At 40.2% G+C, this 15,792-nt stretch carries 13 protein-coding genes and 1 tRNA gene; 9 read left to right on the top strand and 5 right to left on the bottom strand.

Translation table 11 applies throughout. The annotated features are described in order from the left end of the window. Positions 1–56 precede the first annotated feature (56 nt). Complete coding sequence (locus tag BACCELL_RS04825; protein ID WP_007210459.1) at positions 57–1,604, bottom strand: ATP-binding protein; 1,548 nt, start codon at positions 1,602–1,604, stop codon at positions 57–59. Between the two features lie 161 nt (positions 1,605–1,765). On the opposite strand from BACCELL_RS04825, the gene sppA reads away from it, so the two are divergent. From sppA to BACCELL_RS04800, 5 genes are all read left to right on the top strand, one after another. Next, positions 1,766–3,535: a signal peptide peptidase SppA gene (sppA, locus tag BACCELL_RS04820; protein ID WP_007210458.1), complete on the top strand. Its 1,770-nt coding sequence runs from the start codon at positions 1,766–1,768 to the stop codon at positions 3,533–3,535. A gap of 12 nt (positions 3,536–3,547) precedes the next feature. After that, complete coding sequence (gene lpxK / locus BACCELL_RS04815) at positions 3,548–4,651, top strand: tetraacyldisaccharide 4'-kinase (RefSeq protein WP_007210457.1); 1,104 nt, start codon at positions 3,548–3,550, stop codon at positions 4,649–4,651. Continuing rightward, complete coding sequence (locus BACCELL_RS04810) at positions 4,608–5,417, top strand: purine-nucleoside phosphorylase (protein ID WP_007210456.1); 810 nt, start codon at positions 4,608–4,610, stop codon at positions 5,415–5,417. Before lpxK ends, BACCELL_RS04810 begins: the two co-directional genes overlap by 44 nt. A 2-nt stretch (positions 5,418–5,419) precedes the next feature. Then, positions 5,420–6,484: a thiamine-phosphate kinase gene (gene thiL, locus BACCELL_RS04805; RefSeq protein WP_007210455.1), complete on the top strand. Its 1,065-nt coding sequence runs from the start codon at positions 5,420–5,422 to the stop codon at positions 6,482–6,484. A gap of 177 nt (positions 6,485–6,661) precedes the next feature. Continuing rightward, positions 6,662–6,734 (top strand) — tRNA-Phe (locus BACCELL_RS04800). An 87-nt stretch (positions 6,735–6,821) separates the two neighbouring features. Here BACCELL_RS04800 and BACCELL_RS04795 read toward each other — a convergent pair. Both BACCELL_RS04795 and BACCELL_RS04790 read right to left on the bottom strand, forming a co-directional pair. Continuing rightward, positions 6,822–7,097 carry a zinc ribbon domain-containing protein gene (locus BACCELL_RS04795; RefSeq protein ID WP_007210454.1) on the bottom strand — a complete coding sequence of 92 codons (276 nt, stop codon included), beginning with the start codon at positions 7,095–7,097 and terminating at the stop codon, positions 6,822–6,824. Positions 7,098–7,134: 37 nt separating this feature from the next. After that, on the bottom strand, positions 7,135–7,572 hold the full coding sequence (locus BACCELL_RS04790) for a VOC family protein (protein WP_007210453.1): 438 nt from the start codon (positions 7,570–7,572) through the stop codon (positions 7,135–7,137). 270 nt (positions 7,573–7,842) lie between these two features. On the opposite strand from BACCELL_RS04790, the gene BACCELL_RS04785 reads away from it, so the two are divergent. Next, positions 7,843–9,846, top strand: a complete 2,004-nt coding sequence (locus BACCELL_RS04785) for a sensor histidine kinase (RefSeq protein ID WP_007210452.1) — start codon at positions 7,843–7,845, stop codon at positions 9,844–9,846. 9 nt (positions 9,847–9,855) lie between these two features. Here BACCELL_RS04785 and BACCELL_RS04780 read toward each other — a convergent pair whose 3' ends face one another. After that, positions 9,856–11,169, bottom strand: a complete 1,314-nt coding sequence (locus BACCELL_RS04780) for an MATE family efflux transporter (protein ID WP_007210451.1) — start codon at positions 11,167–11,169, stop codon at positions 9,856–9,858. 302 nt (positions 11,170–11,471) lie between these two features. On the opposite strand from BACCELL_RS04780, the gene BACCELL_RS04775 reads away from it, so the two are divergent. Next, positions 11,472–12,239, top strand: coding sequence for a LuxR C-terminal-related transcriptional regulator (locus BACCELL_RS04775; RefSeq protein WP_007210450.1), 768 nt, complete (start codon positions 11,472–11,474; stop codon positions 12,237–12,239). Positions 12,240–12,264: 25 nt separating this feature from the next. On the opposite strand, the gene BACCELL_RS04770 is transcribed toward BACCELL_RS04775, so the two are convergent. Next, complete coding sequence (locus tag BACCELL_RS04770; protein ID WP_007210449.1) at positions 12,265–12,849, bottom strand: hypothetical protein; 585 nt, start codon at positions 12,847–12,849, stop codon at positions 12,265–12,267. Between the two features lie 137 nt (positions 12,850–12,986). Between BACCELL_RS04770 and BACCELL_RS04765 the strand changes: the two genes are divergently transcribed. Both BACCELL_RS04765 and BACCELL_RS04760 read left to right on the top strand, forming a co-directional pair. After that, on the top strand, positions 12,987–15,059 hold the full coding sequence (locus tag BACCELL_RS04765) for a HelD family protein (protein ID WP_007210448.1): 2,073 nt from the start codon (positions 12,987–12,989) through the stop codon (positions 15,057–15,059). A gap of 267 nt (positions 15,060–15,326) precedes the next feature. After that, entirely contained in the window at positions 15,327–15,764 is a 438-nt protein-coding gene (locus tag BACCELL_RS04760) for a PepSY-like domain-containing protein (RefSeq protein WP_007210446.1), read from the top strand. The last annotated feature ends 28 nt before the right edge of the window (positions 15,765–15,792 follow it).

The following is a 15,792-nucleotide window of genomic DNA, read 5'->3' as shown; positions in this document are numbered from 1 at the left end:
TATTTAAAATGCCAGACTCTATCTGTCTATGATCTTAATCTTTTTATATTAGAATGTCATTTCACAATCCATCGTTCTATATTTCTGGTACGATTACTGAAATTTACACCGATCTTAAACAATTGACGGAAATCAGACTCAAAAGGAAGAGCGTAATGCTTTTCTTCAATCTGCCGCAAAGCCTCCTCAGCAGTACCTTCAAGCTTAAATTCCATTACATAAACGTACTTTTCAGTCTTTAAAATCAGATCAATACGCCCTTCGGATGTGTGATACTCAGCTTCCGTATAGAAACCTACCAACTTGAAAATGATAAACAGGACGTTTTGATAATGGAGCTCCAAATCACTAATCAGTTCATAAGGAGTATCGGCAAAGAAACTTTGCAAGCGACGGAAGAAAGCATCAGGCTGCCCATTCTCTATCTCACGAACAAATTTCTGTATCTCAAACGGAGCTTCCGCTTTGTTTACCCGGGTATAAAATGGCATTAAAAATCTAATAAATCCTTCTTCAACTTCTCTGTTCGGGAAGCCTAAACTATAGATGCCAAAGCGAGAATTATATCCTTTGATAGTCAAATATCCACTCTGATAAATCACAGGTATGGGACTATCGTCATCATAAATGCTATTCAGTACATCCACACTGGTTTCTTCGTGGGCCATTCGTTCCAGATCATAATTATTATGTTTCAACAGTTCTACGAGATAAGTAGGCGTACCCGTCTCAAACCAATAATTGCCGAACTTCATTTTATAAAAGGTGTTCAACACACTGAAAGGATTGTAAATGCCTTCAGACTCTTCTACAAAATGATAACCGTCATAACAATCTTTCAATTCGGCACAAACCCGCTCGTAAGTCATCTTCTGCATAGCTGCCAGTTCGTACAGGTCTTCTTCCAAATTATCATGTATTTCTTTCTCCGTCATTCCACAAATGGAGACGAACGGCTCATACATAGAAATATCATTCAAATTATTCAAGTCACTAAAAACACTGACTTTACCGAATTTAGTTACTCCGGTCAATAAGGCGAACCGGATATATCTATCCATTGTTTTGAGCACACTATAAAAAGATTTCAAGGTGCTACGAAACTCGACCTGTAGTTTTCTTTCTCCAATAGCCTGCAACATAGGTTTGTCATATTCGTCAACAAGAATAACAACACCTTCTCCGGTTTTCTTATAAGCACGTTCCACCACACCGGCAAAGCGCAAGGCGAGAGTAACTTCACCTACACCGGTACCATATACAGCTTCCCACTCTAGCAATGCCTTATTCAGAATATCGTCAAGACTGTGAGGTGTATCATATTTCCCAATGTTGAGGTCCAAATGCAAAACAGGATGTTTTTTCCACTCTTTCTCCAACTGCTCCAAAGCAAGTCCTTCGAAAAGTTCGCGTACCCCCGAGAAATAAGCCTCCAAAGTAGATATAAGCAAACTCTTGCCAAAACGACGCGGACGACTCAGAAAATAATAGCTGCCAGTCTTCACCAACCTGTAGATAAGCGCTGTCTTATCAATATAAAAGTATCCGTTTCTACGAATCTTTTCAAAGCTCTGTATGCCAATCGGATATATTTTATTACTCATGGTTCGTTCTCCTTCTCACATTAAACGACACAAAGATAATAATGTTTTGTGATGAACAGTGTGACAAAATGAAAAACCTTGCGACAGATAGAGCAAATATCAATTCAATTATTTATCTTTGTTAGCTTTTATAAGTTAGCATACAAAAAACAATAACTACAATGAAAGAATTTTTTAAATTTACGCTGGCCACCATCACAGGTATTATCGTGTCAAGCGTCGTGTTGTTTTTCGTCAGCATCCTGATACTATTTAGTATGCTGTCCTCGTCAGAGTCTGAAACTCAGGTACGCAAAAACTCTGTGATGATGCTCGACATGAGAGGTATGCTCTCAGAACGGAGCCAGGACAACCCTTTCGACATCTTCCTGAGCGAAGATGAAACTACGTACGGACTGGATGACATTCTTTCGTCTATCCAGAAAGCCAAGGAAAATGAAAACATCAAGGGAATTTACTTGCAAGCCGGTTCAATGGGCATAGGATTTGCCTCTTTGGAAGAAATACGCAAAGCGCTGGCTGACTTCAAAACCAGCGGTAAATTCGTGGTAGCTTACGGTGACCAATACTCACAACGCCTGTATTATCTGGCAAGTGTAGCGGATAAAGTGTTGCTGAATCCTCAAGGCGCAATCGGCTGGTACGGTTTGGCTTCTACCCCGACCTTCTACAAAGATTTATTGTCAAAGATTGGCGTTGAAATGCAGGTATTCAAAGTAGGTACTTACAAATCGGCTGTGGAACCATTCATTTCTACAGAAATGAGTCCGGCCAATCGTGAACAGGTAACCGTATTCCTGGATGGTATCTGGGGACAAATGCTGAGTGATATTTCAGAATCAAGAGGCGTAAGCAAAGAAAAACTGAACGAGGCTGCCGACAAAATGCTGATGTTCTATCCCGCCAATGACTGCGTGGAATATGGCCTGGCAGATACTCTGGTATACAAAAATGACGTACGTAACTACCTGAAAACAATGGTGGGAATAGATAAGGATGACAGTATGCCAATATTAAGCTTAAAAGACATGGTGAACGTGAAGAAGAACGTTCCGAAAGATAAGAGCGGAAATATTGTCGCTGTGTACTACGCATATGGAGCCATTGACAGCGGAAGTTCGTATGCAGGTAGTGAAGATGGAATTAATTCTGATAAGGTAATCCGCGACTTGCGCAAACTGAAAGATGATAAGGACGTGAAAGCTGTAGTGCTGCGTGTGAATTCTCCGGGCGGTAGCGCTTTCGGTTCGGAACAAATATGGTACGCTGTCACCGAACTGAAAAAAGAAAAACCGGTGATTGTTTCCATGGGTGACTATGCAGCATCTGGCGGTTACTATATCTCTTGCAACGCGGACAGTATTGTAGCTGATCCGACTACACTGACAGGATCTATCGGTATCTTCGGAATGTTCCCCAACGTGAAAGGATTGACGGATAAAATCGGTCTGTCATTCGATGTAGTAAAGACCAATACATACGCTGACTTCGGAGCAATGGGACGTCCGCTGAATGACGGTGAGAAGGCATTGATGCAAAATATGGTGAATGAGGGCTATGAACTGTTCGTGAAACGTTGTGCAGAAGGCCGGGGCATGACCACGGATGAAATCAAGAAGATTGCCGAAGGGCGTGTATGGACAGGCACCAAAGCCAAAGAACTGGGTTTGGTAGACGAACTGGGTGGACTGGACAAGGCTTTGGAAATAGCTATCGAAAAGGCCGGACTGGATGCCTACACAGTAATGTCTTATCCGGGCAAGAAAAGTTTCTTCGATATGCTGACGGATACGAAACCCGGTGGATATATCCAATCTCGGATACTGAAAGGCAAAGTCGGTGAACTTTACAACCAATTCGACTGGCTGAATAATTTTGAGAACTGCGATAAAATTCAGGCACGCGTTCCGTTCGAGTTGAACATCAATTAAAGAAAGGAGTGGATGGAAGAACCGCTGGTTAAGATACACTATTGGCTATACCCCATCTCGTGGATTTACGGGATGGGGGTACGCCTAAGAAATAAACTCTTTGATTGGGGATATTACCGGTCAAAGAGTTTTGACGTACCTGTGGTATGCGTCGGCAACCTCGCTGTAGGCGGGACAGGCAAGACACCACACACGGAGTATCTTATCAAGCTGTTACAACAAACGGGAACAAACGTTGCCATGCTGAGCCGCGGATATAAACGAAAAAGCAAGGGGTATGTACTTGCTACGGAAGAAACGGATGTAAAGCGCATTGGTGACGAACCCTATCAGATAAAAACCAAATTCCCGGCTATCCGGGTAGCTGTAGATGAGAACCGCTGTCACGGCATTGAACAACTGATGAAATTGGACCACCCCAAAGTAGATGTAGTGTTACTAGATGACGCTTACCAACACCGGTACGTGAAAGCCGGGCTGAACATTCTACTAACAGATTTCCACAGGCTTTTTTCAGACGATACCCTACTTCCGGCAGGACGATTACGCGAACCTGAAAGTGGCAAAAACAGGGCGCACATCGTGATCGTGACAAAATGCCCGGAAGATATCAAACCTATAGATTTCAATATCATCACGAAAAGACTAAAGCTGTATCCGTATCAGCAACTTTATTTTTCTTCGTTCCGATATGGAGCATTAACACCGCTCTTCGGAGAAAAACGCCGAACCCTCGCATCACTGGAAAAAGACGAACAAGTATTACTGGTAACAGGAATCGCTTCGCCTGTACCGCTGGTGGAAAAGCTAAAAGTGCACACACCGCACGTAAACTTATGTCAGTTTGACGACCATCATGATTTCAGCAGCAAGGATTTGCAAGCTATAAAAGAACGCTTCGAACGTCTGGAAGGAAAGAAGAAGCTGATTATCACCACGGAAAAGGATGCGACAAGGTTGCAACACCATCCGGCACTCGCCGAAACGTTAAAGCCGTATTTGTACATTTTACCGATTGAGATAGAATTTTTACAAAATCAACAACATATATTTAACCAAAATATTATTGGCTATGTTAGAGCTCATTCAAGAAACAGCAGCTTACCTGAAAGGTAGGATGCACACACAACCTGAGACAGCAATTATCCTCGGAACCGGTTTAGGCAGTCTTGCCACCGAAATCACCGAGAAGTACGAAATAAAATATGAGGAAATTCCGAACTTCCCCGTATCGACGGTAGAAGGACATAGCGGAAAACTGATATTCGGAAAATTGGGAAACAAGGATATCATGGCAATGCAGGGACGTTTCCATTATTATGAAGGTTACTCAATGAAGGAGGTAACGTTTCCGGTACGTGTAATGCGCGAACTGGGTATCAAAACCCTATTTGTTTCGAATGCCAGCGGTGGTACAAATCCGGATTTTGAAATCGGCGACCTGATGATTATTACAGATCACATCAATTACTTCCCGGAGCACCCGTTGCGTGGCAAGAATATTCCATATGGCCCGCGTTTCCCGGATATGAGTGAAGCGTACGATAAAGAGTTAATTCGTAAGGCTAATGCAATTGCAGCGGAAAAGGGTATCAAAGTACAGCATGGTGTATATATCGGTACGCAAGGTCCGACATTTGAGACACCGTCTGAATATAAATTATTCCATATCCTCGGTGCCGATGCAGTGGGTATGTCTACAGTGCCGGAAGTGATTGTTGCCAATCATTGCGGTATCAAGGTATTCGGTATTTCGGTAATTACCGACCTTGGCGTGGAAGGTAAGATCGTAGAGGTGACACACGAGGAAGTGCAGAAAGCTGCTGATGCCGCCCAGCCGAAGATGACAGAAATTATGAGAGAATTGATAAACAGAGCATAATCATGAGAACAGAAATATCAAGCCTCGGTGAGTTCGGCCTCATCCGCCGCCTTACCGATGGTATTGAACTGAAGAATGAATCCAGCCGGTACGGTGTAGGCGATGATGCTGCCGTACTCTCCTATCCTACTGAAAAACAAGTCTTGATTACCACTGACTTGCTAATGGAAGGTGTGCATTTCGATTTGATTTATGTCCCGCTGAAGCACTTAGGCTATAAAGCGGCTGTCGTGAACTTCTCCGATATCTACGCCATGAATGGTACGCCCAAACAGATCACCGTTTCTCTGGCTCTTTCCAAGCGTTTCTCCGTGGAAGATATGGAAGAGTTGTATGCGGGCATCCGTCTGGCGTGCGAGGAATATGATGTGGATATCATAGGAGGCGACACCTCTTCTTCTCTTACGGGACTGGCAATCAGTATCACTTGTATAGGTGAGGCAGACAAAGATAAGGTTGTCTACCGAAATGGTGCGAAAGAAACAGATTTGATTTGCGTAACCGGTGATCTGGGTGCCGCATATATGGGCTTACAATTATTGGAACGCGAGAAAGTGGCTTTGAAAGGTAAGGCTGATATGCAACCTGATTTCTCCGGAAAGGAATATCTGCTGGAACGTCAATTAAAACCGGAAGCTCGCCGCGACATCATTGAGAAACTGGCGGAAGAAGGTATTCAACCCACTTCTATGATGGATATTTCAGATGGTCTATCTTCTGAATTGTTGCATATCTGCACGCAAAGTAAAGTAGGCTGCCGCATTTATGAGGAACATATCCCCATTGACTATCAGACTGCCGTCATGGCTGAAGAGTTCAATATGAATCTGACAACATGCGCTCTTAATGGTGGCGAAGACTACGAACTGCTTTTCACCGTTCCCATTGCCGATCACGAGAAGATTTCTGAAATGGAAGGTGTGAAGTTAATAGGACACATCACTAAACCGGAATTAGGTTGTGCACTGATCACTCGCGATGGTCAAGAGTTTGAACTGAAAGCACAAGGATGGAATCCACTGAAAGAGGAAACTACCGAGAGTGAAGGCGAAAAAGCTGGCGAATAAAGATTTGTAAGAGCAGATAAAGATTTGTGAGAACAAATAAACAGCTGAATTCATTTTTTTCTTAAAACATAAGCGCTGATACTTAGCCACATAGGCAAATATCAGCGTTTTTTATCTCCAAAGCGCTTGCATAGTCCAAAAGTTTCACTACCTTTGCAACCGCAAAAGAGAAACAATGGTGCCATAGCTCAGTTGGTAGAGCAAAGGACTGAAAATCCTTGTGTCCCCGGTTCGATTCCTGGTGGCACCACTTGTAAGAAAAGCGTTGTAAATAAGTTATTTACAACGCTTTTCTTTTTCTATAGATTGTTACCTAATGCATTTCCAAAAGAAAAGATTATAGAGACTTCTTCCACCTCTTTAACTCCGGGAAAAAATCTCTCATTTTAATCAATGCTGCCTGCTCGTTGAAATCAGGATCACCTTTGAAGAGTTCCCTCATATGCTTCAGGCTGATATTGATCATATCCTCCATACTGATATCCCCTGTAAAAGCTCCATCTTTAAAACAATAGATGCAATACTCACTCATAGGAGTTCCGTCTTTATTTGTTGCAAAATCTTCTGCCTTTACAAGTGGCATACCACAACTCTGACAATACATTTCTTCCATAGTAAAACTATTATTCTTTTAATTTATCACTATATAATTACCCTATATTCTTGCGGACATTTATCAGCCAATTCACACCAAACTTATCAGTAAACATTCCAAAATAATCCCCCCAATGTGCTTCACTCATAGGCATCGTTACACGTCCCTCTGTTGACAACCCGGCAAACAATCGATCTGCCTCTCCTCTACTATCAGCTTCTATATAAAGAGAGAAATTATTACCGAATACAGTATTTTGCGCCATATAGCCGCAAACATCCGCTCCCATCAAAACAGTCTCTTCAGCAATAGGCAAACAGATATTCTCTATTTTATTTTTTTCATCCTCAGAAATCGGAGGCATCCCATTCTGCGGAGGAATATCCCCATATCTGCCTATAAAAGTAAAATCTATACCAAAAGCTGATTTATAAAAATTGAATGCCTCTTCGCAATTGCCATTAAAGAGAAGGTAAAAATTGATTTTTGCCATTTAGTTACGTTTTTAAGTATTAAGTCTATAAAGATTTATATGACATTTATCGTCATTTTACAAATATAAGGTTTTCTTTCTGATCCACAAGAATTACACTTCTGGAAATTGCAGTTAAACAAGTATTTATCACTAAATCGGATAAATTCAGAAAGCAAATCAGAAAGGTAAAAAATACCAAAGATAAACCTCCGAAAATATTTTTCTCAAACAACACAAAATCACGAAAAAAAGCAGTAGATTTGCGCCATTACAAAGTAGCAACATATTATGCGACATTTACTAACTGCTATATTTATACTTATCAATTCGACAGTGCTTGCCTCAAACCAAACACAGGCAGCAGATAGCCTCCTAGGTGTTTTAAAAAACACCCAGTCTTCCGAGAAAAGAATTCAAATATACAGAAATCTGACAGACCTTTATCAGGAAAATCCAGAAGCCCATCTTTATCTATTAAAGATGTACCAGGAAGCAGCCACAATCGATGACAGAAAAAATATGCTGAATGCACTCGACGATATTCTTATCGCCGGAATCAGCGAATACAATAAAGATACAATAGCCAAATACACCGAATATTTTAAAAAGATAGCGACCGAGGATGAACTCAAAAGTTTATTACCTTTTTATCATATGCGAACTTTTGACTCACGATGCTACTCCGGAGAGAGAACGGAAGCTATCAAAGAAGAATTAGATTCCAAGAATGTAGAGACAGATAAAGAAGACAATGTATACAAACAAATAGCATCAGCCTATAATATGGGAACGAGTTTCTATATGAGTGATCAATTCAAAAAGGCAATACCTTATTTGGATAAAGCCATGCAACTTACAGAAACACTCCCGGAAAAAGAAAAATACATCTACAAAAAATTCATTACCTGGAGAGTATGTTTTACATACGCCCAAGCTGGTAAGAACAAAGAAGCTGTGAAAATCATGGAGCAGCTTATTAATATGGTAGAGCAAAAATACAAAAATGATTACCAAAAACAGCGTCCTTTCTATAATATAGATTTATATCTCCTTCAGTACTATTCATTTATGATTAGCAGTTTGCCATATCTGACATTAGAACAAGAAAAATATTACTGGAAGCGTATTCAGGAAATTGGTAAGAGTCTGACTAATGATCTGGATAAATACAATTATTATCTTTGTGCCAACAACTATTATTCCAATAACCGTACCGAAAGAGATTTTCGCAAGGCAATAGCAGCCAATGACAGTCTGATTAAATTTGCAGAAACATTAGCACCACAGAATCTGCCCGGATTATACAACATCAATTCCATGACTTATGAAGCAATCAAAGATTATCAGAATGCTCTGAAATATTTGAAGATTTCACATCTGATTCAGGATTCATTAAGCACAGAAGCTACACATAAGCAGCTCAATGAATTACAAGTAAAGTATGATCTGAATACTCTCAATAATGAAAAGACTATGCTGGAGATAAAAAATAAGAAAACGATGCTCATTTCTCTCAGCATTTTATTAATAATCGTAGTACTTATCTGTACCTATTTATATTTTTCCTGGAAGAAGGAGAAAAGGATAAAAATGGAATTAAAAGCCTTGCATCTCAAAGCACAGGAAAGCGAAAAGATGAAACAATCATTTATCAACTCAATCTGCCATGAGATACGTACTCCACTCAACGCTATCGTCGGATTCTCCGATCTGATCATGAATGAAGAAATCGATGCGGAGATGCGCAAAGAGTTTCCACCGGAAATTCAAAAGAATACTGTATTACTAACAAGTCTTATCAACAGTATGCTGGAAGTTGCCAATCTGGATGTTTCCGAAGAAAAACTTCCCTGTCAGCCTACAGATTTGAAGCACATCTGTGTACATGAAATGGAGCAACTCAAGAAAAAGGAGGGCATAGAATATAAGCTGGAGATTACAGAAGAAAGTATGATTATTCCAAGCAATGCCCAATACCTGACCCAAGTAATCGAACACTTGCTGAGTAATGCTAATAAATTCACAGAAAAAGGTCAGATCACTTTAGGATATAGGGTGGATAAATCCAAAGAAGAAATCCTGATATACGTCACCGATACCGGTTGCGGTATTCCTCAAGAGAAACATGAAGAAGTATTCAACCGCTTCTCCAAACTTGACACTTTTATTCCCGGTAATGGACTGGGATTATATCTCTGCCGGCTCATCACAAAACGACTTGCCGGAGAGATAAAAATAGATCCTGCATATAAGGAAGGAATACGAATGATCGTCACTTTACCAATAAAATAAAGGTATCGGCTATATTACTTTATTCCCCTTACTAATACCACTTATCTTCAGGTAAGCGCAAGATTGAACACCTAATAGAATCACAAACAAATACTCAGCCGTCAAATAGACCGGTAAAGTCGTTGTGAAACAATAACTCAATAGATACAAATAAGCCAGATAGACGACAATAGTGGAAATCTGAAAGATAAATGCAATCCGGGTATTACCTGTACCTGTTACTGCATTCATAAAAACATAACCAGGCAAAGCAAATGTGTAATTCAGCAACATCACGATAAACGGATACTGAGCAAGTTCTATTAATTCTGCATTATCCGTATAAAATCCGATAATCTGTTGATTAAATAACATAGCAATAATTATCAAAGGAAGACCGATTGCATATCCCAATCTGAGAATTTTACCACAGAGCCGAAACATACTTCTCCCCTCACCCGCACCTATCAGATTACTGACCAGTGAACCGGTAGTAGCCGCAAACGAATTGACTATTACAAAGAAAACGGTAGAAACACTTCTAATAATATTCGACACTGCCAGTTGTTTTTCTCCCAACCGCTCGATAGCCACGAAGAATAAAAACCACGGAGCAACACTAATGAAAGCATGCATCATACTCCATACGGATAAGTGAAAAAGTGAATTTAGCAATTTCCTATCATAAACAGGTTTTAACCCTAAATTCTCCTTATCCATTTTCAGAAAAGTATAGATAACCAGAATTAATAAAGAACCGGCTTCAGCCAGTGAAGAAGCCATTGCTGCCCCGGATATACCCAGATTGAGACTGAAAATAAACAAGTAATTACAAGGGATATTGATAAGAACCGCCATTATAGCCGCCCACGACAAAACTCTCGTTTTCGTAATTCCCACGAAGAAAGAGCGGAATGCCAGAAATGGAAAAGAAAATAGCAGACCGAAACATCTCCATGTCAGATAATCAACCACAGCATTATAAATCTCCGGTGAACGGATGAAATACCTCAGGATAACAGGTGACAGTATATAGGACGCAAGACTTAAAAACATAGCCAGTCCACTCAGGAACAATAATCCCTGGAAGAAAGTCTTCCCTGTTTCTTCGTATCTTTGTTCCCCGTTTCTGCGGGCAATCATAACCTGTAAACCCAAACTAAAGCCAAAACCGAGCATATAAATGGCCAGATAATAAACACTTGCAAGCGCAGAAGCACCTAACTCCACTTCGCCTACATGTCCCAGAAAAATAGCATCAGTAATATTGATTAATTGCTCCATCAGGATGCTCATCATCACAGGAAAGTTGATGAGCCATATTTGCTTATACGTATAATTCATTGTTCAACTAAAATAAACGCATGCCACACAGCTATGCGCATAGCTGCGTGCCACTCGATGTAAATAATCAGATAGGAAAACTCTGTGACGAATTACAAAAATCCGTCAGGATAGCCGAATAGCTTTTATTGGAAAGTACTATTCGTGGAGCGTAGCTATATACAGAGTTGATGTTTCATGAGTTGAACAATCGTTTTATGTGAATTCTACACAGCAAATGTAGGAAAAATAATAAAAAAGCAAGTGATCTTACCCGGATAAATCAACGGTTATTATATTTTTGCGTGAAATTACTCCACTGCATGAAATCAACTGAAATCACAAGAGAAGAAATGTGGGCAAAGCAACATTTGTCTGCAAATGAAATCGACTATGCCATATGGGAACAGGATAAAGTTGTGCTACAACAGATGTCCCAAATCAGCAGAAGTTGCTCATTTGTAGTTGATGTTTATAAATACAGATATGCTTTCGCATCTTCTAACTTTGCAGATATACTGGGATATGACAGCCGGAAAATAGCTACTCTGGAGAAGCAGGGAGATTATTTGGAATCACGCTTTCATCCGGACGATTTCGCCCGACTGGAGCAATTGCAGATTAACCTTAGCAAGTTTATCTATAGCCTACCTCACGAACAAAGAAATGATTATTGTAATATCTATAGTTTCCGGCTGATGAATGCCAAACAACAGTACATACGGGTAATCAGCCGGCAACAGGTTTTAGAACAAAGCCGCAACGGAAAAGCATGGCTGATACTTGGAAATATAGAGATTGCGCCCAATCAGACAGAAACCGATCAGGTGGAATGCACTGTATTGAATCTCAAAAATGGAGAAATGTTCTCGCCTACTTTAGTATCTATTCCACGGATTCATCTGACACAGCGTGAACTGGAGATTTTACAGCTTATTCAAAAAGGATTATTAAGTAAAGAAATAGCTCACAATCTCTGCATCAGTATTCATACGGTCAATATTCACCGGCAAAACCTATTGCACAAATTAGGGGTACAGAATTCTATCGAAGCTATCAATGCAGGATTAAAGTCAGGAATACTAAGCTAACCGCTCTGCGAAAGAAATATGCAAGTTACGGCATCCAGTCCATAATTCCCGTAACCGGATGCAGACTTCTCCATTCCATAAAGTCCTCATAACTGCGTATGCCATCCCGGATAACAGCTTTATAATACTCTATTCCCATAATCTTTTCCGACTCGGGCGTATCATATTTCAATTTTAAAATGGCATACCTTGTTTCATCGGTCAAAACAGCGGAAAGCCGTTCGGCAAACTTCTCAAAATAGCCATCATACCGGGAACCTTCCAAAATATGGATCATATCTATCTGCCAGAGCGCATTATCTGCATCCCGATACCAAGCATGCCACTCCACACATGCTTCCTCTGTATCCAGCAGATTCTTATGCTCCATCTTCATGAAAGACTTGTTTTCCGTAAACTTCACCATTGCCTGAAAGCTATCACACAGACTAAATTGTGAGGTATAAATATGAAAATCAATGTCAAGATGCTTCATCAGCAATCCTGTACTTAAAGAACCTACTAAATTCACTCTGGCACCTATACTTTCCCAAATAGGGATGATCTTTGTGTCTTCTATAATTTTCCGGGCTTTCTGTTGATTCCGTCTGGCAAGATCAAGAATATCCATTGTTTTTCTTTTGTAATGACGTGCAAATGTAGAAAAAAGGACGGATATATAGCTATAAATAACTATTTAATAACCTGATAATTCGGACTAACTTTGCCACCCTTTCCAAACTTCCCAGATAAAAAATTAAAAGAGTTATGACATTCAATCTATCAGAACAACAGGAAAAAAAGTACTTGCAACAGGTCATCGGCATCATTAACGATACGATTCAGAACACCGATACATCAGTCAAAGAGCATGTAGAAACCTTACAGGAATACAAAGATTATATCTGGTTAAACAAAGATATCGATCCGCATGAAATCCGATCCATGCGCGAAAGCATCCTCAATCATTTCGCACTGGGTGAAAGCGTAATTGACAAACGCAGGCGGTTGGGCAAAATATTGGATATCCCCTATTTCGGACGGATAGATTTCGAGGAAAAGAAAAACGGCAGTAGTGTTTTACCTATTTATATAGGCATACATACGTTCTATGATTCACAAAGTAAGACGAACCTGATATACGATTGGCGGGCTCCCATTTCCGGTATGTTCTACGATTACGAACTGGGGAAAGCGGTTTATACCTCCCCTACCGGTGAAATCAACGGAGATATTTCACTTAAACGCCAATACCGCATCCGTAAAGGCAAAATGGAATATATGATAGAAAGCTCGCTGACTGTACATGATGAAATTCTTCAGAAGGAACTCAGCAGCAATGCCGATGATAAAATGAGAAATATTGTCACCACTATCCAGCGGGAACAGAACCGGATCATTCGCAATGAAGAAGCCCACGTGCTCATTATCCAGGGAGTTGCCGGATCGGGCAAGACATCCATTGCCTTACACCGCATCGCCTACCTGCTCTATACGTTGAAAGGGAATATTTCCTCAAAAGATATACTTATTATTTCACCCAATAAAGTTTTCGGTGATTATATCTCGAACGTACTTCCCGAGCTTGGCGAAGAAAGTGTGCCCGAAACCAGTATGGAGCAGATTCTTTCGGGAGTTCTTGAAAACAAATACAAATACCAGAACTTCTTTGAACAGGTAACGGAATTACTCGAAAAAACGTCCTCGGACTTCATTGAACGGATCAAATACAAATCTTCCTTCGAGTTTATTTCACAGCTCGATAAGTTCATCCTCTATATGGAAAACAACTACTTCAAAGCAGCAGAAGTAAAACTCACCAGGCACATCACAATTCCAGCCGAATATATTGAAGAGCAATTCAGGCGCTTCAACCGTTATCCCATGCGCCAGCGTTCTGAAGCTATGGCGAATTATATCCTGGAAATGATGAAGGTGCAATACTACTTTACAATTACCACTTCAGAGAAAAATCTGTTGAAGAAAGGAATAAAGAAGATGTTTGCAGGTAACAACGATCTTCAGATTTATAAAGAGTTTTTCGTATGGGTAGGTAAACCCGAACTATTCAAATTACGCAAGAACCGGATGTTGGAATACGCTGACCTAGCACCTTTGGCATACCTGCATCTGGCTTTAGACGGAAATATTACTTCGCCCGGTGTCAAACATCTTTTGATAGACGAAATGCAGGATTATTCTCCTATCCAATACAAAGTAATTCAGAAACTTTACCCCTGCCGGAAGACTATTCTCGGAGATGCATCACAATCTGTCAACCCTTATGGTTCGTCAACAGCCGATATGATTCGGAAAGCATTCACTATAGGCGAAATAATGAAACTATGCAAAAGTTACCGCTCTACGTTTGAAATCACGGATTTCTCGCAAAAGATTCAGACCAATCATGAATTAGAACCTATCATACGCCATGGTGAACCTCCTGCAATCCTACGGTTTGAAGATGTAAAACAGGAAATACTGGGTATTTTCAGTATAATTTCTTCTTTTAAAAAATCCGGTTATACGTCACTCGGGATAGTATGCAAAACCGAAACGCAGGCAAGAGAGCTATCAGAAAGCCTCCGGGTGCATACCGGTGATATCCATTTCCTGTCCAATCAAAGCTCTGCTTTTATGAAAGGTATTATCGTTACCTCATCTCACATGGCAAAAGGGTTGGAGTTTGACGAAGTAATCGTTCCCTATGTCAACGGCAAGAATTACAACTCAGCCATTGACAAAAGTATGCTCTATGTAGCTGTAACAAGGGCTATGCATAGACTGACACTAACCTACAACGGACGACCAAGTGAATTTATTCCTGCCTCCGTCAGATAAAATGCTGTGTTCTTTTATCTACCTAATTACCAATTAGTTCTGTTTCAGCAGACCGGACGAAATGTTTCAAGCAATGGAACCTCCAGTTTCAAGCAATGAAACCGATAGTTTCAAGTAATGAAACAAGCAGTTCCAAGTAATGAAACTGACAGTTTCACACCGAGAAACAAATCATTCGGTAAAGGATTCCAGTTTCTTTCCAGAATCTCCCTTTACCTTTGCAATATCAGAATAAACCAAAGTATTAATTATTAAAAATAGAAGAATATGAAAAAGTTAGTTTTATTATTAGTATGTATGTTCACAATGCACACAATGGTAATGGCAGATAATGACAAACCGATCCAGGTAAATCAACTCCCTGCAAAGGCTCAAACTTTCCTCAATACCTACTTTAAAGATCATAAAGTGGCATTGGCAAAACAGGAAACAGAATTATTCTATAAAAGCTACGATGTGGTCTTCACTAATGGAGAAAAAGTAGAATTCGATAAGGCGGGAGAATGGACAGAAGTTAAATGCCAGCAAAGTGAAGTCCCTGCACAGATCATCCCGGAAGCAATCCGTACTTATGTAAAGACAAACTATCCGGATGTTAAAATCATACAGATTGAACGGGATAAAAAAGAATATGAAGTAAAGCTGTCTAACCGTTGGGAAATCAAGTTTGACTCTAAGATGAGAGTAATTGACATTGATGACTAAAATAAAAAAAACAGTAAATCATCGAATA

Origin of the sequence: Bacteroides cellulosilyticus DSM 14838 (assembly GCF_000158035.1) — a bacterium.
GTDB classification, from domain to species: Bacteria; Bacteroidota; Bacteroidia; order Bacteroidales; family Bacteroidaceae; genus Bacteroides; species Bacteroides cellulosilyticus.
Note: the sequence above shows the minus strand (reverse complement) of the source record. Positions and strands in the feature narration are given on the sequence as shown.